Source organism: Roseixanthobacter pseudopolyaromaticivorans (assembly GCF_043195145.2).
In the GTDB taxonomy this organism is placed as follows: domain Bacteria; phylum Pseudomonadota; class Alphaproteobacteria; order Rhizobiales; family Xanthobacteraceae; genus NCEH01.
The window spans coordinates 5,140,295-5,159,995 of sequence record NZ_CM195539.1; the positions used below are offsets into that span (position 1 = coordinate 5,140,295).

Annotated in this window: 22 protein-coding genes and 1 pseudogene; 10 read left to right on the forward strand and 13 right to left on the reverse strand. The window is 66.5% G+C overall.

All coding sequences use genetic code 11. The features are described 5' to 3' along the window. Nucleotides 1-403: 403 nt before the first annotated feature. The 7 genes from V5F68_RS24050 to V5F68_RS24080 all read left to right on the forward strand — a co-directional run bounded on the left by V5F68_RS24050 (nucleotide 404) and on the right by V5F68_RS24080 (nucleotide 6,898). A complete protein-coding gene (locus V5F68_RS24050; protein ID WP_394012846.1) occupies nucleotides 404-1,621 on the forward strand; it encodes an ABC transporter substrate-binding protein in 1,218 nt (405 codons plus the stop codon). A gap of 68 nt (nucleotides 1,622-1,689) precedes the next feature. Beyond that, a complete protein-coding gene (locus tag V5F68_RS24055) occupies nucleotides 1,690-2,541 on the forward strand; it encodes a branched-chain amino acid ABC transporter permease (RefSeq protein WP_394012845.1) in 852 nt (283 codons plus the stop codon). 3 nt (nucleotides 2,542-2,544) lie between these two features. Next, nucleotides 2,545-3,567 carry a branched-chain amino acid ABC transporter permease gene (locus V5F68_RS24060; protein ID WP_394012844.1) on the forward strand — a complete coding sequence of 341 codons (1,023 nt, stop codon included), beginning with the start codon at nucleotides 2,545-2,547 and terminating at the stop codon, nucleotides 3,565-3,567. A 1-nt stretch (nucleotide 3,568) separates the two neighbouring features. Further along, a complete protein-coding gene (locus V5F68_RS24065) occupies nucleotides 3,569-4,345 on the forward strand; it encodes an ABC transporter ATP-binding protein (protein ID WP_394012843.1) in 777 nt (258 codons plus the stop codon). Further along, entirely contained in the window at nucleotides 4,338-5,042 is a 705-nt protein-coding gene (locus tag V5F68_RS24070) for an ABC transporter ATP-binding protein (protein WP_394012842.1), read from the forward strand. The genes V5F68_RS24065 and V5F68_RS24070 overlap by 8 nt, the downstream gene beginning before the upstream one ends. A 30-nt stretch (nucleotides 5,043-5,072) precedes the next feature. Then, nucleotides 5,073-5,999, forward strand: coding sequence for a carbon-nitrogen hydrolase family protein (locus tag V5F68_RS24075; RefSeq protein ID WP_394012841.1), 927 nt, complete (start codon nucleotides 5,073-5,075; stop codon nucleotides 5,997-5,999). A 113-nt stretch (nucleotides 6,000-6,112) separates the two neighbouring features. Next, a complete protein-coding gene (locus V5F68_RS24080; protein WP_394012840.1) occupies nucleotides 6,113-6,898 on the forward strand; it encodes a TrmB family transcriptional regulator in 786 nt (261 codons plus the stop codon). Between the two features lie 15 nt (nucleotides 6,899-6,913). Here the strand turns inward: V5F68_RS24080 and V5F68_RS24085 are convergent, their stop codons facing one another. Together V5F68_RS24085 and V5F68_RS24090 are read right to left on the reverse strand one after the other, a co-directional pair. Further along, nucleotides 6,914-7,399: a VOC family protein gene (locus V5F68_RS24085; protein ID WP_394012839.1), complete on the reverse strand. Its 486-nt coding sequence runs from the start codon at nucleotides 7,397-7,399 to the stop codon at nucleotides 6,914-6,916. Between the two features lie 41 nt (nucleotides 7,400-7,440). Further along, on the reverse strand, nucleotides 7,441-7,878 hold the full coding sequence (locus V5F68_RS24090; protein ID WP_394012838.1) for a VOC family protein: 438 nt from the start codon (nucleotides 7,876-7,878) through the stop codon (nucleotides 7,441-7,443). Between V5F68_RS24090 and V5F68_RS24095 the strand changes: the two genes are divergently transcribed. Further along, nucleotides 7,856-8,029 (forward strand): hypothetical protein, encoded by a 174-nt coding sequence (locus tag V5F68_RS24095; RefSeq protein WP_394012837.1) that lies wholly within the window; start codon nucleotides 7,856-7,858, stop codon nucleotides 8,027-8,029. The genes V5F68_RS24090 and V5F68_RS24095 overlap by 23 nt on opposite strands. A 56-nt stretch (nucleotides 8,030-8,085) precedes the next feature. Continuing rightward, a complete protein-coding gene (locus tag V5F68_RS24100; protein WP_394012836.1) occupies nucleotides 8,086-8,340 on the forward strand; it encodes a hypothetical protein in 255 nt (84 codons plus the stop codon). Between the two features lie 36 nt (nucleotides 8,341-8,376). Here V5F68_RS24100 and V5F68_RS24105 read toward each other — a convergent pair whose 3' ends face one another. The 10 genes from V5F68_RS24105 to V5F68_RS24150 all read right to left on the reverse strand — a co-directional run bounded on the left by V5F68_RS24105 (nucleotide 8,377) and on the right by V5F68_RS24150 (nucleotide 17,349). Further along, nucleotides 8,377-9,150 carry an N-acyl homoserine lactonase family protein gene (locus tag V5F68_RS24105; RefSeq protein WP_394012835.1) on the reverse strand — a complete coding sequence of 258 codons (774 nt, stop codon included), beginning with the start codon at nucleotides 9,148-9,150 and terminating at the stop codon, nucleotides 8,377-8,379. A gap of 64 nt (nucleotides 9,151-9,214) precedes the next feature. Further along, nucleotides 9,215-10,066, reverse strand: coding sequence for an NAD(P)-binding domain-containing protein (locus V5F68_RS24110; RefSeq protein ID WP_509274723.1), 852 nt, complete (start codon nucleotides 10,064-10,066; stop codon nucleotides 9,215-9,217). A gap of 46 nt (nucleotides 10,067-10,112) precedes the next feature. Next, nucleotides 10,113-10,508 (reverse strand): carboxymuconolactone decarboxylase family protein, encoded by a 396-nt coding sequence (locus V5F68_RS24115; protein WP_348845325.1) that lies wholly within the window; start codon nucleotides 10,506-10,508, stop codon nucleotides 10,113-10,115. A 38-nt stretch (nucleotides 10,509-10,546) separates the two neighbouring features. Beyond that, complete coding sequence (locus V5F68_RS24120) at nucleotides 10,547-11,299, reverse strand: SDR family oxidoreductase (RefSeq protein WP_394012833.1); 753 nt, start codon at nucleotides 11,297-11,299, stop codon at nucleotides 10,547-10,549. Nucleotides 11,300-11,347: 48 nt separating this feature from the next. Beyond that, on the reverse strand, nucleotides 11,348-12,052 hold the full coding sequence (locus tag V5F68_RS24125; protein WP_348845323.1) for an ABC transporter ATP-binding protein: 705 nt from the start codon (nucleotides 12,050-12,052) through the stop codon (nucleotides 11,348-11,350). A gap of 1 nt (nucleotide 12,053) precedes the next feature. Further along, nucleotides 12,054-12,797, reverse strand: a complete 744-nt coding sequence (locus V5F68_RS24130) for an ABC transporter ATP-binding protein (protein ID WP_394012832.1) — start codon at nucleotides 12,795-12,797, stop codon at nucleotides 12,054-12,056. Next, nucleotides 12,794-13,729, reverse strand: a complete 936-nt coding sequence (locus V5F68_RS24135; RefSeq protein WP_394012831.1) for a branched-chain amino acid ABC transporter permease — start codon at nucleotides 13,727-13,729, stop codon at nucleotides 12,794-12,796. Before V5F68_RS24135 ends, V5F68_RS24130 begins: the two co-directional genes overlap by 4 nt. Then, nucleotides 13,729-14,634 carry a branched-chain amino acid ABC transporter permease gene (locus V5F68_RS24140; RefSeq protein ID WP_394012830.1) on the reverse strand — a complete coding sequence of 302 codons (906 nt, stop codon included), beginning with the start codon at nucleotides 14,632-14,634 and terminating at the stop codon, nucleotides 13,729-13,731. The genes V5F68_RS24135 and V5F68_RS24140 overlap by 1 nt, the downstream gene beginning before the upstream one ends. Before the next feature lie 22 nt (nucleotides 14,635-14,656). Next, entirely contained in the window at nucleotides 14,657-15,958 is a 1,302-nt protein-coding gene (locus V5F68_RS24145; protein WP_394012829.1) for an ABC transporter substrate-binding protein, read from the reverse strand. Between the two features lie 263 nt (nucleotides 15,959-16,221). Next, nucleotides 16,222-17,349 (reverse strand): zinc-dependent alcohol dehydrogenase family protein, encoded by a 1,128-nt coding sequence (locus V5F68_RS24150; protein WP_348845318.1) that lies wholly within the window; start codon nucleotides 17,347-17,349, stop codon nucleotides 16,222-16,224. Between the two features lie 216 nt (nucleotides 17,350-17,565). Here V5F68_RS24150 and V5F68_RS24155 point away from each other — a divergent pair. Then, a pseudogene (locus tag V5F68_RS24155) lies at nucleotides 17,566-18,234 on the forward strand (GntR family transcriptional regulator); the annotation flags it as partial. A gap of 175 nt (nucleotides 18,235-18,409) precedes the next feature. Here V5F68_RS24155 and V5F68_RS24160 read toward each other — a convergent pair. Beyond that, a complete protein-coding gene (locus V5F68_RS24160) occupies nucleotides 18,410-19,699 on the reverse strand; it encodes a threonine/serine exporter family protein (protein ID WP_394012828.1) in 1,290 nt (429 codons plus the stop codon). Nucleotides 19,700-19,701 lie beyond the last annotated feature (2 nt).

A 19,701-nucleotide genomic window follows, 5' to 3' on the forward strand; every position in this document is an offset into this window, starting at 1 on the left:
AGTTGTCAATTTTTTCCGACGATAAGCGATATTTTTATCCCGATATTCTCTAAAAAATAAGCATTATCATATGTTTTATCGCTTAAAAAAGAAGTCGATCATGAGCGACAATCGGCGGGATGGCGGGCTGGAAAGCGGTATTCGGTGCTGCGAAGGCCGTTTTTGGTAAGAGGGATACTCGTCTAAAAATTCCGACACACATAATTTGCGGCTATTCTGGCTTTTAAGATAATTTTATAGGCATTTTAAAATGATAAAAATCAATATGTTAAATGAAATTGATGCGTTCTTGAGCGCGGGTGCTGAATTTTCGACGGGTATCAGAGATTGACGAAAAATTCCGACATGCCCTAGGTTCGTCCGCATCGGGTCCGCAGAGACCCTCTCCTGCGAGGTGAACATCATGTTCCAAGCGACCGTCCGCCGGCGCCTTGTTCTGGCCGGCCTCATGGGCCTGGCGATGTGCGGCACAGCCGCGGTGACGCGCGCGCTCGCTGCGGAAGACGTGGTGATCGGCGTGATCCAGCCGCTCAGCGGTCCCAATGCGCAGTTCGGCATCGGTTCGCAGCGCGGCACCGAGCTGGCGGCGGAAATGATCAATGCGGCCGGCGGCATCAAGGCTCTCGGCGGGGCCAAGATCAGCCTCGTCATGGCGGACGTTCCGACCCCCGCGACCGCGGCCGCGGCCACCCAGCGCCTGATTTCCCAGAACAATGTCAGCGCCGTCATCGGCGCCTTTGTTTCCTCCACCACGCTGGCGGCATCCGAAGTGACGGAGCGCGCCGGCATTCCTCTGGTGACCTTCGCCTTCGCCGACCAGATCACCGAGCGCGGCTACAAATACGTGTTCCAGGTGTCTCCGAAGGGCACGGTCTTCGGCGAAGCGCAGTTCAATTCCGCCATCGAGATCGCCAAGGCGGCGGGGGAGAAGATCGAGAAGGTGGCCATCCTCTATGAGGACACGGCCTATGGCACCGCCCAGGCCAAGGGCTTGCGTGCGGCGGCGACCAAGGCCGGCGTCCAGGTGGTGCTCGACGAGGCTTATCCCCTCGGCATCACGGATGTTTCCCCGCTGGTAAACAAGCTTCGCGCGTCCGGCGCGCAGATGGCGTTTCCCGTGTCCTATCTCAATGACGGCCTGCTGATCATCCGCGCGCTGCGCCAGCAGCAGATCGACATTCCCGTGGTCGGCGGCGCGGCCGGCTACATCATCCCGGACTTCAAGAAGGGCCTTGGCGAATATGCCGAGGGCGTGCTCTCGGTGGCTGCCGCCTCGGGCGACCTGATCCCGGACCTTGCCGCCAAGTACAAGGAAAAATACGGCACCTTCATCACCCAGGAGGCGCTCATCCACGCGGCGGCGCTGGATGCGGTGGTGCAGGCCATCGAGAAGGCCAAGTCGAAGGATCCCGAGAAGATCCGCGACGCGCTGGCCACGCTGGACTATTGCGCCGGTTTCGCGCGCGGCGTGCCGGGCGGCTGCGTGAAGTTCGACGCCAATGGCCTCAATGCCTCGGCCTTCCCCATCATGGTGCAGTGGCGTGGCGATGAGCCGGTCACGGTCTATCCGCCGAAGGCGGCGAAGCAGAAGCCGGTGTGGGCCGGCAAGCCGGTGCCCTGAGCCGCATTCCCGTCGCCGTGCCCTCTCCCGCGGGAGGGGGCTTCCCCCTTCCCATCCCGGTGGACATCATGCTGCAATCCTTGATCGACGGCATCCTTCTGGGCGGGGTCTATGGCGTCATCGCCACGGGCCTGTCCCTCGTGTTCGGCGTGCTGGGCGTCGTCAATTTCGCCCAGGCCGAATTTTTGATGCTCGGCATGTATGTGGCCTGGTTCGCCTGGCGCTATCTCGGGCTCGATCCGCTGCTGGGCTCGGTCCTGTCCTTCGTCGTGGTGTTCGTCGTCGGCTATCTGGTCCAGCGGCTGCTGATCGCCCGCGTGCTGAAGGCGCCGCCGGCGGCCCAGGTGTTTCTCACCGTGGGCCTGCTGATCGTGCTGGAAAATGCCGCGCTCATGCTGTTCGGCTCGGATTTCCGCTCTGTCAGCGTGCCCTACCAGGTGCAGGGCTTCCGGCTGGGCGATATCTTCGTGGGCGCGCCCTATCTCTATGCATTCGCGGCCGCGCTGTTCCTCTCGGCGGCCTTGTGGCTGTTCCTCGACCGCTCCTGGACCGGCCGCGCCATCCGCGCGGTGGCGCAGGACCCCATGGCGGCGACGCTGACCGGCGTCGACACCCGCCTCACCTATGGGGTGGCGTTCGGCCTCGGGGTCGCGCTCACCGCCTTCGGCGGCGCGGTCATCCTGCCCTACATCACGGTCAGCCCCACCATCGGCGGCCAGTTCGTGGTGGTCATGTTCACGGTGGTGGTGCTGGGCGGGCTGGGCAGCGTCGCGGGCGCGCTGGCCGGTGGGCTGGTGGTCGGCATCGTGCAGTCGGTCTCCACCCTGTTCTTCCCCATCCAGCTCCAGAATCTCTGCCTGTTCGTCATCTTCATCGCCGTTCTCGCCCTGCGCCCGCAGGGCCTCATCAAGGGCGCCTGAGCCATGCGCGCGAAACTCACGCCGGGGCTGGTGCTCCTCCTCCTGTTCTTCGTCGCGGCCGCCCTGCTGCCGTTCTATGTGGACCCGCGCGGCCATGTGCTGCGGGTGGCGGCCATGGCGCTGCTGTTCGCGGCGCTCGCCCAATCCTGGAACATCGTCGGCGGGCTCGCGAACCAGATCTCGCTCGGCCATGCCGCGTTCTTCGGCATCGGCGCCTATACTTCGACCTTGCTTTACCTGCGGCTCGGCATCTCGCCCTGGCTGGGGCTGGTGGCGGGTGCGGCGCTTGCGGGTCTGGCGGCGGCGCTGTTGTCGCTGCCGACCTTCCGCCTGAAGGGGCATTATTTCGCCCTCGCCACCCTCGCTTTCGCCGAGGTGATGCGGGTGATCGCCAATTCCTGGGCGGGCCTCACAGGCGGGCCGGTGGGACTGTCGATCCCCTTCGTGGGCAGCCAGCCGCTGAACTTCGCGTTTCGCGCGGTGTCGTCCTATTATTGGATCATCCTCGGGCTGCTGGTGCTGGTGTGCCTGGTGTTCCGCCTGCTGGCGAGCGGGGCCATCGGCTATCGGCTGCGGGCGGTGCGCGAGAACGAGGCGGCGGCGGAAGTGGCGGGCGTGGATACGTTCCGCGTCAAGCTGACCGCCAGCGTGATCTCGGCGGCGCTCACCGCCGTGTGCGGTTCGGTGTTCGCCCAATTCACCTTCTTCTTCGATCCCGATTCCATTTTCTCGCTGGCCGGGGTTTCGGTGCGCATGGCGATGATCGCCATCGTCGGCGGGCTCGGCACCCTCGCCGGGCCGATCATCGGCGCGCTGTTCCTGATCCCGCTGGAGGAGGCGGCGAACGCCGTCCTCTCCTCCAAGGCGGCGGGGCTCTCCCAGCTCGTCTTCGGCGCCATCCTGATCGCCGCCATTCTCATCCAGCCGCGCGGCATTATGGCCTATTGGCCCAAGCGCTGGAGCCGCAAGGCCCCGCCTACGATCGTCCCGCATACCGAACCGGCGCTCGCCAAGGGAGGCCAGTGAGATGAACGCGCACACGCCCGTGCTGGAAGCGCAGGCCATCGCCGTGACGTTCGGCGGGCTGAAGGCGGTGGACGGCATTTCCTTCACCCTCAAGGCCGGCGAGATCGTCGGGTTGATCGGGCCCAACGGCGCCGGCAAGACCACCTTGTTCAATTCGCTGGTAGGGCTTCAGCGCCTCACTTCCGGCCAGGTGCTGCTGGGCGGCGAGAAAGTCTCCGGCCTCAAGCCCCACCGGGTTGCCGGCCGGGGCATGACCAAGACGTTCCAGAACGCGGCGCTGTTTCCCGACATGAGCGTGCTGGAAAACGTGCTGACCGCCGCCTTGTTGCGCCACGATCTGGCGAGCGCCCGGGCTCGCGCCCGCGCGGTGCTGGAGCGGCTCGGCCTCGGGGCGATCGCGGAAACCGATGTCGCCGACCTCACCTTTCCCCAGAAGGCACTGGTGGAGATGGCCCGCGCGCTCGCCACGGAGCCCAAGGTGCTGCTGCTGGATGAGGTGATGGCGGCGCTCACCCCAAGCGAGATGGACGAGGTGATGGCGGTGATCCGCTCGCTGCGCGACGAGGGGCTGACCTTCCTGGTGGTGGAGCATCACATGCGGGCCATCATGGCTTTGTGCGACCGCCTGCTGGTGGTGAATTTCGGCCGGCTGATCGCGCAAGGCACACCGGCTGAGGTGGCGAACGATCCGGTCGTGATCGAGGCCTATCTCGGCCAGGGGGCGGCGCACGGCGCCGCGACCGGCGGCACGACTGCGGCAGGAGGCGCCCATGCTTGAGATCCGGGGCCTCAGCGCCTCCTACGGCGGACCAAATGTACTGGAGGACGTTGCGCTTCATGTCGCGCGCGGCGAGACGGTGGCGGTCCTCGGCGCCAATACCGCCGGCAAGACCACGCTGCTGCGCAGCATCTCCGGCCTGGTCGCGAAGGCGCGCGGCAGCATCGTGTTCGAGGGCGAGAGCCTGCTCGGGCGCCTCGCGCACACCATTCCCGGGCTCGGCATCGGCCATGTGCCGGAAGGGCGGCATGTCTTCCCGCGCATGTCTACCACCGACAATCTCATGATGGGCGCCTATGGCGACCGGCGCAGCCGCGACCTTGCCGCGCGCATGGACCGGGTGTTCGCCCTGTTCCCGCGCCTCGCGGAGCGGCGCACGCAGATGGCCGGTTCCATGTCCGGCGGGGAGCAGCAGATGGTCTCCATCGGCCGCGCGCTGATGGGCAATCCCAAGCTGATGCTGTTGGACGAGCCGAGCCACGGCCTCGCGCCCATCGTGGTGGAGGAGCTTCACGCCGCCATCGGCGCCATCAACAAGCAGGGCGTCTCGGTGCTGCTGGTGGAGCAGAACGCCGTGCTCGCCCTGTCCGTCGCCCATCGCGGCTACGTGCTGGAAGCCGGCCATGTGGTGCTGAGCGGCAGCGCGCAGGAGCTGCAGGCGGACCCCGGCGTGCGGCGCGCCTATCTCGGCGTCTAGCGGCGCCCAATCTTTCAAACGGAGCGTGTCATGATTGTAAAAGCCGGCGTCGCCCAGGTGGGCGCGGTGCCCTTCGACATCGAAGCCTCGATCGCCAAGGCGGAGGAGTGGATCGCCAAGGCGGGCGCGGCGGGATGCCAGATCGTGGTGTTTCCCGAGGCCTTCATCTCGGTCTATCCGAAGGGCTCGGATTTCGACATTTCCATCGGCGTGCGCACGGTGCGCGGGCGCGATGAATTCCGCCGCTATCTCGATGCCTCCATCACCGTGCCGGGACCGGAGACCGACCGGCTCGGCAAGGCGGCGGCCGCCGCCAATTGCTTCGTGGTGATGGGCGTGATGGAGCGCGATCTCGGCACCATGTATTGCACCGTGCTCTATTTCGGCTCCGACGGCACGCTGGTGGGCAAGCATCGCAAGCTGATGCCCACGGCTGGCGAGCGACTTGCCTGGGGCTTCGGCGACGGTTCCACCTTGCCCGTCTTTGACACGCCCATCGGCAAGATCGGCGCCGTCATCTGCTGGGAAAACTACATGCCCATGCTGCGCATGACCATGTACGCCAAGGGCGTCTCGCTCTATTGCGCGCCTACCGCAGACGACCGCGAAACCTGGCTTCCCACCATGCGCCATGTCGCGCTGGAGGGTCGTTGCTTCGTGCTTACGACCTGCCAGGTGGTGAAGCGCGGCGATTTCCCGGCCGAGTATCGCTGCTCCATCGATGTCGACCCTGAGACCTATGTGATGCACGGCGGCGCCGCGATCATCGGCCCGCTGGGCAATGTGCTCGCCGGCCCGGTGTTCGACGAGGAATGCCTGCTGACGGCGGAGCTGGATACGGACGAGCTCGGCCGCGCCAAGTTCGATTTCGACGTCGCCGGCAATTATGCCCGGCCGGACGTGTTCAGCCTCACCGTCAACGAGGCGCCGCAGACCGCCGTGGCCCTGAAGGGCTGAGCGGGCCGCGTTCGTTTTCCGCGGGCGATCCGCCATATTTTGCCGGCGCCGCCGCGCCGGCCGGGGCGGATTGCGGTACGGTGCCGCGAAGCACCTGAATCGCATAGGGCACCATGGATATCGAGGAAAAGTTCGCCAAGATCGGCATCACCGGCAAGCTGTTCAAGCTGTATATGGCCGCCGTGGAACTGGGCGAGGCGCCGGTGCAGGAGGTGGCGGCCCGCGCCGGCCTTGCGCGCACCACCGCCTATGACGTGCTCGCCCGGCTGGAGCAGGAAGAACTCATCCGGGTGGAGGAGCGGCAGGGCCGCCGCTTCATCGTCGCGGAGGATCCCGTCGGCATGCTCCAGCGCCTGGAATTGCGCCGCCAGGTGCTGGGCGATCTGATGCCGCAGATCCGCTCGCTCTACAATCGCGCCAAGGGCAAGCCGCAGATCCGCTTTTACGAAGGGGAAGAGGGCGTGCGCACCGTGCTGTGGGAGACCCTCTCCTGCCAGAGCAAGGTGCTGCGCGGCATCCTCTCCATGGACGAGCTGATCGAGACGCCGGGCCTGCAGGAGATGGATTCCTACATCGCCGAGCGATTGAAGAAGGGCATCAAGCTCCAGGTCCTACGCTCGCGCCACAAGGATACCGAGCGCATCTGGCCATCCACGCCGCAGGACCTGCGGGAACTGCGCTACGCGCCCGAGAGCATCACCTTGTCGGTGACCCAATATGTCTATGACGACAAGGTCGCCATCATCTCGTCCAAGCGCGAGAATTACGGCCTGGTGATCGAGAGCGAGGATTTCGCGCGGCTCCAGACAGCGCTGTTCGAGACCCTCTGGTCGCTGAGCGCGCCGGCGGCGGAGCCGCCGCCGGCGCGCCCCAACGGCCGGCGCCGCAAAGGCGCCTGAGCGCATGTGAAAGGCTCACGCGGGCGGGGTGCCCGCGTGCGCGGCCTTCAGCGCGGCGATGTCGAGCTTCACCATGCCCAACATCGCGGCCATCACGCGCTGGGCCTTGGCGGGATCGGGATCGCCCAGCAATTGCGGCAGCACGCGCGGCACGATCTGCCAGGGCACACCGTAGCGATCCTGCAGCCAGCCGCATTGCGCGATGCTGCCGCCCTCCGCCAGGGCGTCCCACAGGCGGTCGACCTCCGCCTGGTCCGCGCAATCGATCTTGAACGAGACCGCATGGGTGTGTTCGACACGCGTGCCCCCGTTCAGGGCCATGAAGCGCTGGCCGGCGAGGGTAAAATCCACCACCAGAACCGTTCCGGCCTTGCCGCCCGGCGAGTCGCTTACGTTGCGCTGCACGTGTTCGATGCGCGACTCCGGAAGCAGGGAGACGTAGAAGGTCGCCGCCTCCTCCGCCTCCCGCTCAAACCACAGGCAAGGGGAAATCTTGGACATGGCTCATCCTTTCGCTGGCATGCGGGGGAGGCCCGCGCGGTTCAGCCCTGCACGAGTTGGTCGGCGGCCATGGCGGCGGTTGCGGCTTCCATGTCCATCCACATGATTTCCCAGATGTGGCCATCGGGGTCCTCGAAGCTGCGGCCATACATGAAGCCGTAATCCTGGGTGGGGGTGGGATCTGCGGTGCCGCCGCTGGCTTCGGCCTTGCCGACCAGGGTGTCCACCTCGTCCCGGCTCTCGGCCGAGAGGCAGAGCAGCACTTCGCAGCTGGTCTTCGCGTCGGCGATGGGCTTGGAGCAGAAGGTGCGGAACTTGTCGTGGGTCAGCAGCATCACGTGGATGGTCTCGGAGAGCACCATGCAGGTGGCGGTGTCGTCTGAGAATTGCGGATTCTTCTGCCCGCCCACGGCCTCGTAGAAGGCGTTGGAACGCGGCAGGTCGGAAACGGGCAGGTTGACGAAGATCAGTTTCGGCATGGCGCTTCCCTCATTGGCACCCAAGGACGATGCGGGAAAACCGCTGCCGACAACAGACGTGAAAATAAATGCGCGCGGCCCGTTCGGCGCCGGCGGCCGCAAAATGCTGGGGAACCGCACGGTGCCGCTGTACGCGGGGCCGGGAGTATGACCACGTCATGCCGCAGCGAACCGCAGTGCCCGAGCGCGGGCGCATAAGGAGAGGCCATGGCGCGCGAGACGGTCTACATCGTCCAGGGATTCAAGGCCGGCAAGGGCAAGCGCCTGATCGCCGATGCCCCGATCTCCTGCAAGTCGGCCGGCGCCGCCGAGCGGTTGGCGGAGCGGCTCGCGGAGACCCGTGCCGGCGTCGTCGCCTTCTCCTCGTCCGGCGATGCCGAGATGGGCGATTATGACGACGAGCCGACGATTTTGTTCAAGGTCGGCCAGCTGCCGCCGCAGTTCGCCGGCCAGGAAGGCTAGCCGGACGGCTGAGCAAGGCGTCCGGCTACGGTACCCTTACGCGATCCGCAGCGTGTGCGGATGCGCCGGGTTTTCCGGGGCATAATCCAGCAGCACCTGCGGATCGTGGCCGGGTACGATGAGGCCGCCCGGGCCCGCCAGCGCGTGGAGCTTGCGATAGCCCTCCAGAACGTCCGGATAATCGGCGAACAGCGGGAAGGCGTCCGCAGACTTCAGATACGCGGCGAAGTGGAGCGCATCGGAGGCCAGCACCACCACACCGTCGGGCCGGGCAATGCGAACCACCTGGAGGCCGCGCGAATGGCCGCCGATCAGGTGCAGCGAGAGGCCGTCCGCGAGCACCGCGTCGCCATCGTGAAAGCACAGCCGCCCGGCGAACAGCATGTGTACGGCATCGACGATATTTTCCACCGCGAACGGCTTGCGCATGCGGGCATGGCACATGCAGCGCCCGGTGCCATAGGCCATCTCCCGGTCCTGGATGTGGAACCGCGCATTGGGAAACGCATCGAGATTGCCGGCGTGGTCGTAATGCAGGTGGGTGAGGATCACGTCCGTGATGTCGGCGGCGGCGATCCCGAGCCTGGCAAGCGCTTCCACCGGATGGATCAGCAGGGTGCGCCCGCGCGCCGCGCCCTCCGCGGGGCCGAAGCCCGTATCCACCAGGAACAGGCCGCCCGGCCCACGCACCAGCCAGACGAAATAATCGATGCGCCCGGGAGCGTCGTGGATATCCGCCTCCAGGGCGAGATCGGCCGCGGGCCGCTCGGCCGTGCCATAATGGATTGCGAGCACGTCCCATTGGCTCATTGGCGATGTCTCCCGGCGGTCTGGTGCGGGAATGCGGGCAGGCCCCCATTCCCGAGGCGCGGCATCAGCTCTTTGCGGCTGAAAGCTGCGCGAGGAAGCGATAGATCTCGGTATGGTCCGCGCCGCGCTCCAGCGCTGACTTCGCCTCGTCCCACAGATCGGCGGTGGACTGGATGACCGGCACGGGAAGATCCAGCTGGTCCGCCAGCTCGGCGGCGGTGCGCAGGTCCTTGGCCATCAAGGCGAGCGAGAAGCCAGAGCCGAAGGTCTCGGAGATGATGAACTGCTTCATCTTCACCTCGGTCGAGTTATTCTTGCCCGTGGAGGCATTGAGCACGTCCACCGCCACGTTCGGGTCCAACCCGAAGCGCTTGGCGACGATCACGGCTTCGGCGGCTGCGACGAGGCCCGCAGCGGAGACGTAATTGTTCAGCGCCTTCATCGCGTGGCCCGACCCCAGCGGGCCGGTGGCGAAGATCGACTGGCCCATGGCGGCCAGCACCGGCCGGGCGCGCTCCACATCCTCCAACGGACCGCCCGCCATGATGGCGAGCGTGCCGGCCACGGCCCGGCGCACGCCGCCGGAGACGGGGGCATCGATGAGGCGCAGCCCCTTCGCAGCCAGCTCTTCCCCGAGCTTCGCCGTGCCCAGTGGCGCCGAGGAACTCATGTCGATGATGAGGGTCCCCGGCGCGAGATGGTCGGCCAGGGCGTTCGCGCCCACCAGCACCTCGCGCACGATCTTGCCGTCGGGCAGCATGGTGATGACCATGTCCGCGCCACGCACCGCCTCGCGCGCGTCGGCGAAGGCCGCACCGCCGCTGGCGGCGAACGCGTCGCGCGCGGCGGGCGAGAGATCAGCGCCGCGCGTCTCGAACCCGGCCTTGACGAGGCACGCCGCCATGGGCAGCCCCATCATGCCGAGGCCGATGACGGCCACCACCGGTTTGGATGTCGCCGGATCAGTCAAGACCCATCTCCTTGAGCACCTCGTTGGCGATGCGGAAGCCATCGATGGCGGCGGGGATGCCGCAATAGACGCCGACCTGGAGCAGGATTTCGGTGATCTCTTCCTTGCTCAGCCCGTTGTTGATGGCGCCGCGAATGTGCAGCTTCAGCTCGTGCGGGCGGTTCAGGGCGCTGATCATGCCGAGGTTCAGGATGCTGCGCGAGCGGCGGTCGAGGCCCGGGCGGTTCCAGATGTTGTCCCAGCAATATTCGGTGGTCAGAACCTGCAGCGGCCAGTTGAAGTCGGTCGCGTTGTCGACCGAGCGGTTGACATATTCCTCGCCCAGCACTTCGCGGCGGGTCTGGAGGCCTTTTTCGAATTTTTCGGAACGGGGACGCGTGTTGGCCATGTGGGTATCTCCTTATAAAAACGAATGTAGGCCCGCCATCACCAGATGGAGGTGCCCCCGTCGATGGTGAGCGTGGAGCCGGTGGCGAATGCGGACTTGTCGGAGGCGAGCCAGAGGATGGCTTCGGCGATCTCCTCCGGCCGTCCCATGCGGTGCATGGGAGCCCGGTCGTCAAGCGCCTTCTTCATCCCGGCGGGATCGGCCGACTGCGCGAACATGCGGTCGAAATAGGGGGAATGGACCGTGCCGGGCGCAACGGCGTTCACCCGGATGTTCTGGTCCACATGGTCGAGCGCCATGGCGCGCGTGAGGGCGACGACGCCGCCCTTGGAGGCCACATAGGCCGCGCGGTCGGCGATGCCCACGGCAGCGGTGTAGGAGCCGGTGTTGACGATGGTTCCGCCGCCCTGGCCGGCCATGACCGGAATGACGTGCTTGGAGCACAGGAACACGCCCTTCAGATTGACCGACATGAGGCGGTCCCAATCCGCTTCGGGAATGCTGACCACGGTGCCGGTGAAGCCGAAGCCGGCATTGTTCACCAGCACGTCGATGCGCCCGAACTGGTCCAGCGTGAAGGCCACGAGCGCCCGCACGTCGGCATCCTTGCTCACGTCGGTGCGGATGGCGCGGGCGTTCGGGCCGAGGGCGGCGGCGGTTTCGCGCGCCGCGTCCTCATTGCTGTCGGCGATCACCACCTTCGCGCCGTCCCGCACGAACAGCGCGGCGGCAGCCCGGCCGATGCCGCTCGCCGAGCCGGTGACGATGACGACTTTTCCATCCAGTGACATGGTCTTGTCCTTACGTTTCAGGGATGCGCGGGGCGGCCGCGCGCGGGCTCAGTGCTTGCCGAGGCCGGCGTCCTCCAGCGAGGAGCCGGGGAGGCTGTCGAGGGTGGAAACCTCGCCGCGCTCGATCACATAGATCCGGTCCGCGAAGGCGCGCAGCAGGCTGGGATTGGATTCGGTGATCAGCAAGGTGATGTCCCGGTCCGCGTCGCGCAGCGCCCGCAGCGCGGTGCCGTAGCGGATCGCCAGCACCGGCGCGAGGCCCTGGAACGGTTCGTCGAGCAGGATGATGCGGTTGCCGGCCATGAGCGCGCGGCCGAGCGCCACCATCTTGCCCTGCCCGCCGGAAAGGCCGGCGGCGGGGCGCTCGCGCATGTCCTTCAATTCCGGCAGCACGCTGTAGACCCGCTCCAGGCGGCGCGCGACCTCCGCTTCCGGCAGGCGCATGACCTCGGCGGGAAAGCGCAAGTTCTGCTCCAGGGTGAACGCCCCGTAGAGCCGCCGGTCCTCCGGCGCATAGCCGATGCCGAGATAGGGCCGGCGATGGGGCGGCACCTGCGCCAGGCTGTTGCCGTCGAGCGTGACTTGCCCGGCGGTGATCTTCATGAAGCCCATGATGGACCGCAGCAGGCTGGTCTTGCCGGCGCCGTTGCGGCCGATGAGGGCGATGGTGGAGCCCTGGGGCATTTCGAGGTCCGCATGGCGCAGCACCTCGATGCCTTCGATCTGGGCGGAGAGCCGTTCGATCTTGAGCATGTCAGACCCCGATCACGTTCTTGCGCACGTCGGGATCGTTGAGCACATGCTCGGGCGTTCCTTCCAATGCGATCTTGCCGCCGGTCCACACCGCCACGCGATCGGCGTAGCGGGAGACCACATCCATGTCGTGCTCGACGAAAATGGCGGTGGTCGCGCTGTGATCCAGGGCGCGCACAAGCGTATCCATGATGGAGAACTTCTCCCGGCTGGAGACGCCGCTGGTGGGCTCGTCCATGAACACGAGGCGCGGCTTCAGGGCGAGCGCGACGGCGATGTCGATCAGCTTGCGCATGCCTTCCGGCAGTTCGCGCACGGGCCGGTCTCCGACCTTGCTGAGGCCGATCACCTCCAGCATGTCGCGCATTTCGTCGGCCTTGGGATGGCGGTCGAGCCGCATCCAGGGCCGCCAGGTGCCTTCGCGGGCGGAGAGCGCGAGCAGCAGGTTCTCGAACACCGTATTTTCGAGGAACAGCTGCGGCAGCTGGAACGAGCGCCCGATGCCGCCGCGCGCGATGGTGCGCGGGGCAAGCGGGGTGATGTCCTTGCCCTCGAAGATCACCGCGCCGGACTGCGGCTTGAGATAGCCGGTGCAGATGTTGACGAAGGTGGTCTTGCCGGCGCCGTTGGGGCCGATGATGGCGATGCGGTCGCCCGCATAGGCCGTGAGGGAGGCGCCGTCGGCCGCCACCACGCCGCCGAAGCGCAGCCGCAGATTGTCGGCCTTGAGAACGATCTGCTTCACGCGCCGGTCCTCCTCTTGCCGAAGCGCAGCTGGGTCAGGCCCTGCGGCGCGAACATGATGATGGCGATGAGCGAGACGCCGAGAATGGTCTGCCAATAGTCGGCGGCGAACGCGGCGGCGTAATTGCGGACGATCTCGTAGACGATCGAGCCGGCGAACGCGCCCACCACATTGCCCGCGCCGCCGAGGATGGCGATGAAGACGAATTCGCCCGAGCGGACCCAATAGGCGAATTCCGGCGCCACGTGGCCCGTGACGATGGCGATGACGCCGCCGCCGAGGCCGGCGAGGCAAGCCGAGACCGCATAGGCGATGTGCAGGATGCGCCCACTGGAGACGCCGAGATATTCAAGCCGCGTCTCGTTCGACTTGATGGCTTCCAGCCCCTTGCCGAGCGGCGAGGCGAGATAGCGGCCCACCGCGAGGGCGACCACCACCACGATGGCGAGCGTGGTGTAGAACATCCAGAATTCGAACGAGACGCGCCCGAGCTTGAGCCCCGCGAGCGTCGGCCGCGCGACGTTGAGCCCGTCGCCGCCGCCGGTGATGGAATAGAGCTTTTCCAGCAGCGAGAAGGCGACCATGGACACCGCGAGGTTGATCATGGCGAAGAAGATGTCGCGATAGCGCACCGCGAAGAAGCCGAACACGATGGCGATCACGGTCGCGACCAGCGCGCCCGCCGGCAGCAGCAGCAGCGTGTCGAGTCCGAGGCGCGCCTGCACCAGGAAGGCGACGGTATAGGCGCCGGCCGCATAAAACAGGCCGTGGCCGAACGAGATCTGCCCCGCCCGCAGCAGGACCACGACGCCAAGCACCGCAAGTCCCACGCCGAGCGCGATGGTGAGCATCACCGTCGCCCAGGGAATGAAGAAGGGAACGCCGGCGACCGCGCAGAAGGCGATCGCGCCGAGCAGGAGATCGAAGCGCATCACACCTTCCTCGTCTGGAGGGTGCTGAACAGGCCCTGCGGCTTGAACAGGAGAACCACGAACATGATGAGATACGGCATGAGCACGTCGAATTCCGGGGCGAGATAGACCGCGATGGAGCGTCCGAGGCCGATCATGAGCGCCGCCACCGCCGCGCCCTCGATCTGGCCGAGGCCCGCCGTGGCGGCGACCGCGAAGGAGAGGATGATCATGCCGGAGCCCATGCCGGGCACGAGCGAGGTCGAGCCCGAGGCCAGCGCCCCGCCGAAGGCCGCGAGCGCGGCGCCGGCCATGAAGGTGAAGAGATAGACGCGGCTGGAATCCACGCCCATGGCCATTGAGGCCTCGCGGTCCTCGGTCACGGCGGTGACGATGCGGCCGATGCGGGTGTAGCGCAGGATAAAGCGCAGCCCCACCAGCACGCACAGCGCCACCAGCGGAATCACCGCGAGCTGATAGATCGAATAATTGATACCGAGCACGTTCACCGTGCCGAGCAGGCTCAGGGGCGTGTTCACGAAATAGGGCTTCACGCCCCATGTGACCTTCTGCACGTCTTCCAGAATCATGAAGACGGCGAACGTCACCAGAAGCTGGAGCACCTGCTCCTTGCCGTAGATGCGGCGCAGAAGCGTCGCCTCCAGGAGGCCGCCGACCACCACGCCGACCAGGATCGCGGCGACCAGCATGGCCGGGTAGGAGAGCCACGGGCTCCAGCCCGCGGTCGCGATCCAGATGCCCAGCGACGCCGCCACATAGGCGCCGATGGCATAGAAGCTTCCATGGGCCACGTTGACGACCCGCAGGACGCCGAAGATCAGGGAAAGCCCCACAGCGACCAGGAACACCTGGGCGCCGTAGGAGAGGCCATCGAGCATGGCCAGAAGGATGATGTCCAAGGACATGCGGACGGCCTCTCCGATCCCTTTACTTCGCCGCGGCGAAGGTTTCGATGGACGGATCGTTCGCCATCGCGGGCTTGATCTTGCTCAGCCATTCGGCGGACTTGTCGCCGATGGGGGTGGTGACGAGCGCGCCGGGATAGATCGAGATGTTGTCCAGAATGGCGAAGGGATATTGTGGCACGCGGATGGTGGTGCCGATGAGCTGATCTTCCAGGCCCTGGTGATCCTCGCGGATGGTCACGTCGCTGGTGAGGCCGTGGAACTTCAGCTTCTGGAAGGCGGCGAGCAGCTGATCCTTGGAAGGCCACTGGCCGTTATTGTCCTTCGCGGCCTTCGCATAGGCGTCCTGAAGCGCGGCGATCGCCTGGGCCATGTGGAACACGGGATAGATGGGATAGGCGCCGGTCTTGTCGTGATAGCGCTTCACGAAGTCCTGGAACGCCGCGTCCTTGAGATGCTTCGGGTGCAGGAAGTAATGGTCCCCGCGGCCGCCGATGATAACGCCGGCAGGCATCGCATCGCCCAGACGCTCCAGCGAGCTTTCGCCGAGCGGCATGACGAAGGTGCTCTGGGTCATGAACCCGCGCGCCGCCGCCTGCTGGACGAAGGTGTCGAGGTCGCCGCCCCATGAGGTGTTCACCACCACGTCCGGCTTCAGGGCCTGGAGGCGGGAAATCTCGGTGGAATAATCCGGCGCGCCGAACTTCGGGAACAGCTCGGCGACCACCTGCACGTCGGGCTTCAAGGCCTTGAGCGCGGTGAGGAACAGGCCCCACTGGTCGCGCCCGGCGGCGTAATCCTGGTTCACGCCGGCGATGGTCTTGAAGTTCGGCTTGTTCTTCACGAGATACAGCGCCGCCGCAAGCATTTCAGCGCCGGTGTGCGCCTGGGTGCGGACCGAATACTTGTACTTATTGTCCTCGAAAATGCGGGGCGAGCTGCAATCCCACAGGATGTTGGGGACTTCCAGATCTTCCGCCACCGGGCTCAGCGCCAGGCAATTGGCGCTGGAGACCGAGGCGAGCATCACCTGCGCGCCCTCGTTCAGCACCACGCGGCGATATTCCGACATCAGCTGGTTGGCGCCGGCGCCCTCGTCGATGACGATCGCCCGCACGGGCACGCCGAGGATGCCGCCCTTGGCGTTGAGATCGGCGATCAGCATGTCCGCCGCGTTCTTTCCGGGAACGCCGAAGACCGATGCCGGGCCCGACAGGAAGGTGGTGATGCCGATCACCAGCTCCTTGGGTTTTTCAACCGCGGATGCCGGGGTGATCGCGAGTACGGCAGCGCTGAGCGCTGCCATGGCGGCCTTTGCAATCATGAACGTCTCCTCCAAGAAACCCGCAGCTTGTCGCTGATCTTGTGAGAAGATTGCCTGCTATCAGACAATCCGTCAACACGACAAAATGGGTTTCTTGCGCGTCGCGGGGCCGCGAGGCGGGAACGCGGGGGAAAGGTCTTGAAAACGGTGTGGAAATCGGTGCGGACGCGCGCTGGATTGCGGTCGCAAAATAGCAATGCCCGGCGCGGGGCCGGGCATTGCGGGACCAGGTTGTCAGCTCGAAATCGAGCTTTCAGGCCATCTCAGAAGGTGATGACGTGACGTACGACCTTGCCCTGGTCGAGCAGGTCGAAGGCCGCGTTGATTTCCTCCAGCGGCCCGGTTCCCGAGAGCAGGCGGTTCACCGGCAGCTTACCGCGCTCATAGAGGGCGATGAAGCGGGGGATGTCGCGCGAGGGCACGCAGCTGCCCATGTAGCTGCCGTGGATAGTGCGCTCCTCGCCCACCAGGTTCACCGGCGGCAGGGTGATCTGGGAATTGGGATTGGCGAGGCCCGCCGTCGCTGTCGTGCCGCCGCGCCGGGTGATCTTGTAGGCAAGATCGAAGGCGCGCACCGAGCCGGCCATCTCGATGGCGTGGTCGACGCCGCCCTTGGTCGCGGCCTTCACTTTTTCCACGATCTCGGGGTCGGTGGCGAGGAAGGCGTCGGTGGCGCCGAGCTGCAAGGCCAGGTCCAGCTTGTCCTGGGCGAGGTCGATGGCGATGACGCGGGTCGCGCCGCACGCCACGGCCCCGAGCACCGAGGACAGGCCGACGCCGCCGAGCCCGACCACGGCCACCGAATCGCCGGGGCGCACCTTGCAGGTGTTCACCACCGTGCCGACACCGGTCATCACCGCGCAGCCGAACAGCGCGGCTTCCACGAGCGAGATGTCCGAATCGATCTTCACCACCGAGCGGCGGGAGACCACGGCATATTCCGCAAAGGCGGAAACGCCGCTGTGGTGATAGGGCTGGGCGCCGTCGTCGCAATGGAAGCGCCGCGCGCCGGAGAGCAGCGTGCCGCGTCCGTTGGCGGCGTGGCCCGGCTCGCACAATTGGGCGCGGCCCTCCATGCAGGGCATGCAATGGCCGCAGGTGGGCAGGAAGCTCATCACCACCTTGTCGCCGCGCTTCAGGTCGCTCACGCCCGCGCCCACATCCTCCACCACGCCGGCGCACTCATGGCCGATGACCATGGGGGTGGGTCGCGGGCGGTCGCCGTTGATGACGGAAAGATCGGAATGGCAAAGGCCGGCGGCGGCGATCTTGACCAGCACTTCGTCGGCGCCGGGCGGATCCAGCTCGATGGTCTCGATGCTCAGCGGCTTGTTCACGGCATAGGGGCGCTCGACGGGCGAGGCGCGCAGGACGGCGGCGCGAATACGCATGGCTTCCTCGATGAACGTTTCCAGGAGAAGGGCTGCCCCGGCATTTCTGATCTGGCTTGCTCGCCGGCTTTGTGCCGCCGCGGGTGGCTGGTGGCGGGAAATTATCGACGTCAAATCTCTCAGTCAATCAGACAATACGCTCATATGAGATTGACAGCGGTTTGAAGGCCATGCCTGTTATAACGAAAGGGCACCGCACGTTTGGCAGGCCGGGCGATGGACAATCAGGATCTACACATCACGCGCCAAGCGGCGACATTGCGTCTCATGGTGGAGGAGAAGCTGCGCGCCGCCATCGCCAAGGGCCTGTTCAAGCCCGGCCAGCGGCTGGTCGAGCGCGAACTGTGCGAGCTGATTGGGGTCGGGCGCACCTCCATTCGCGAGGCGCTGCGCCAGCTCGAGGCGGAGGGGCTGGTGCAGACCATTCCCCACCGCGGCCCCATCGTCAGCAGCATTTCGGCGCAGGAGGCGCGCCAGCTCTACGAGATCCGCGCCCTGCTGGAAGGCTATGCCGGCCGCCAGTTCGCGGAGCGCAACGATCCGCAGGCGGTCAAGGAGCTCGACAAGACCGTCAAGGCGCTGGTGAAGGCGGCGAAGAGCAACGAGCAATTGGCGCTCATCGAGGCCAAGACACAGTTCTACAAGGTGCTGATGAGCGGCGCCGACAATGTGTTCGTCACGCAGATGCTCACCAGCCTGCACAACCGCATCACCCTGCTGCGCTTCACCTCCATGACCCAGCCCGGGCGTCTCACCCGCAGCATCGTGGAAATCCGCGACATCTACGAGGCGATTGCCTCGGGCGACGGGGACGCGGCCGAGAAGGCCTGCCGCCTTCATATTCAGGAAGCCGCCAAGGTCGCCCTTGCGGTGCTGGACAGCAATTTTTCCGAAAAGGCCGCCGTCGCCGGGCCAAAACCGGTGCGGGCATCCGCCGGGCGCAAGCCGGCGTCGGAAAATTCGGCCCATGACAAGCCGGCGATGGGAAAATCCGGCGCCGCAAGCCCGCCGCGCCGCTGAGGGGCGGGCTCGGCCGGGCGGATGAGATGCGGCCACCCCCTCAGGTGTGGTCCGCCGCCATGCCGGCCCATTTCGGAAATAGGCGTTCCAGCAGCATCTTCGGCAGGATGAGCCCGAACGCCATGGCGAGCAGGATCGCCACCGCGGTGGTGCCATCCAGGATCGGCGGCAGGAGCAAAGCGGGTGCCGCCGCGGGCCCGGCATTGAGCAGGGCCACCATGCCCGCCGCCATGCGGAACAGGAACACGCCGGGAATGAGCGAAACCACCGACGCGAAGGCGAAGGCGGCGAACGGCAGGTGCAGGCGGTTGGCGATGGGCGTCACCAGGGTCGCCGCCATCAGGCAGGCCACCAGCGCCCCGGTGGCAAGGCCCGCCCCGTCGGCGATCGCCAGCCAGCGGCTGGCATGGGCGGTCATGCCGATGGCGATCGGAATGGGCAGGGTGCGCCAGGGCATGGAGAAGAACGTGCCGAAGGCCGACACGGCGATGCCGGCGGCGATTACGTCATAGGCCAGCGGAACCGGCGCCGCGGGCCCCGGCGCGGGCAGGCCCGCGACGCCGACGGCGAGGCCGGCGATCAGCCCGACCGAAATCAGCAATATGACGAGGCCGGCGAAACCGAAGCGGGCGCCGCCGAGGCCGATGCGCATGTGGGCGAGGTCCAGCGCGCCATTCAGCAGGTGCGGGCCCGGCACCAGCACCATGCAGGGGCATAGGGCGACCAGATAGAGATTGGCGCCCGGCACGAGGTGCGAGGCCGCTGCCGCGATGAGGCCGGCGAGGAGCGCGGCGCACAGGGGCTGCGCCAGGAAATTCTTCGCGACGTGCGCCAGAGTGCGCCGTAGGGCCGCGCCCGCCCCGGCGCTGAAGGCGATCAGCGCCAGTGTCGCGAGGTCGCCGGCACCGAAGATGACCGAGAGCGCTGCCGCCCCGGCCGCCGCCAGCGCGACGAAGCGCGGGGCGGAAACCGGCGGCAAGCGGGAGATGGCGTCCAGAGCGGCGTGGGCGCTTGTTGTGTCCTCGCGGCCCGCGCAGACCCGGTCGATGACGCCGAGCGTCAGCGTCACTTTGTTCATGTCCACGCCGGCGGGTGCGGCGGCGATCGCCTCCACGCGCGTCGTGCCGGAGGCCTGCGTCCCCTCCATGCGGACGACGAGTTCCCCCCAGGTGGGAAACACCGTGACGCCGAGGCCGAGAGCGCGCGCCAGCCGCTCCGCATTATGGATCGTCCGCTCGGTGGTCTGCCCGTTGACGTACAGGATTTTCGCGCTGGCACAGACGAGCGCGAAGGCGTCGTCGGGGGACGACGCCGGGGCCGGTGGCATCATGG

Excerpts from the sequence above, each read along its gene's own strand:
- V5F68_RS24145 (WP_394012829.1), bottom strand. The coding sequence starts at position 15,958 with ATGATTGCAAAGGCCGCCATGGCAGCGCTCAGCGCTGCCGTACTCGCG.
- V5F68_RS24090 (WP_394012838.1), bottom strand. The coding sequence starts at position 7,878 with ATGCCGAAACTGATCTTCGTCAACCTGCCCGTTTCCGACCTGCCGCGT.
- V5F68_RS24115 (WP_348845325.1), bottom strand. The coding sequence starts at position 10,508 with ATGGCCAACACGCGTCCCCGTTCCGAAAAATTCGAAAAAGGCCTCCAG.
- V5F68_RS24055 (WP_394012845.1), top strand. The coding sequence starts at position 1,690 with ATGCTGCAATCCTTGATCGACGGCATCCTTCTGGGCGGGGTCTATGGC.
- V5F68_RS24080 (WP_394012840.1), top strand. The coding sequence starts at position 6,113 with ATGGATATCGAGGAAAAGTTCGCCAAGATCGGCATCACCGGCAAGCTG.
- V5F68_RS24150 (WP_348845318.1), bottom strand. The coding sequence starts at position 17,349 with ATGCGTATTCGCGCCGCCGTCCTGCGCGCCTCGCCCGTCGAGCGCCCC.
- V5F68_RS24070 (WP_394012842.1), top strand. The coding sequence starts at position 4,338 with ATGCTTGAGATCCGGGGCCTCAGCGCCTCCTACGGCGGACCAAATGTA.
- V5F68_RS24060 (WP_394012844.1), top strand. The coding sequence starts at position 2,545 with ATGCGCGCGAAACTCACGCCGGGGCTGGTGCTCCTCCTCCTGTTCTTC.
- V5F68_RS24105 (WP_394012835.1), bottom strand. The coding sequence starts at position 9,150 with ATGAGCCAATGGGACGTGCTCGCAATCCATTATGGCACGGCCGAGCGG.
- V5F68_RS24110 (WP_509274723.1), bottom strand. The coding sequence starts at position 10,066 with ATGGGGCTGCCCATGGCGGCGTGCCTCGTCAAGGCCGGGTTCGAGACG.
- V5F68_RS24160 (WP_394012828.1), bottom strand. The coding sequence starts at position 19,699 with ATGATGCCACCGGCCCCGGCGTCGTCCCCCGACGACGCCTTCGCGCTC.
- V5F68_RS24085 (WP_394012839.1), bottom strand. The coding sequence starts at position 7,399 with ATGTCCAAGATTTCCCCTTGCCTGTGGTTTGAGCGGGAGGCGGAGGAG.
- V5F68_RS24075 (WP_394012841.1), top strand. The coding sequence starts at position 5,073 with ATGATTGTAAAAGCCGGCGTCGCCCAGGTGGGCGCGGTGCCCTTCGAC.
- V5F68_RS24065 (WP_394012843.1), top strand. The coding sequence starts at position 3,569 with ATGAACGCGCACACGCCCGTGCTGGAAGCGCAGGCCATCGCCGTGACG.
- V5F68_RS24125 (WP_348845323.1), bottom strand. The coding sequence starts at position 12,052 with ATGCTCAAGATCGAACGGCTCTCCGCCCAGATCGAAGGCATCGAGGTG.
- V5F68_RS24140 (WP_394012830.1), bottom strand. The coding sequence starts at position 14,634 with ATGTCCTTGGACATCATCCTTCTGGCCATGCTCGATGGCCTCTCCTAC.
- V5F68_RS24050 (WP_394012846.1), top strand. The coding sequence starts at position 404 with ATGTTCCAAGCGACCGTCCGCCGGCGCCTTGTTCTGGCCGGCCTCATG.
- V5F68_RS24120 (WP_394012833.1), bottom strand. The coding sequence starts at position 11,299 with ATGTCACTGGATGGAAAAGTCGTCATCGTCACCGGCTCGGCGAGCGGC.
- V5F68_RS24135 (WP_394012831.1), bottom strand. The coding sequence starts at position 13,729 with ATGCGCTTCGATCTCCTGCTCGGCGCGATCGCCTTCTGCGCGGTCGCC.
- V5F68_RS24100 (WP_394012836.1), top strand. The coding sequence starts at position 8,086 with ATGGCGCGCGAGACGGTCTACATCGTCCAGGGATTCAAGGCCGGCAAG.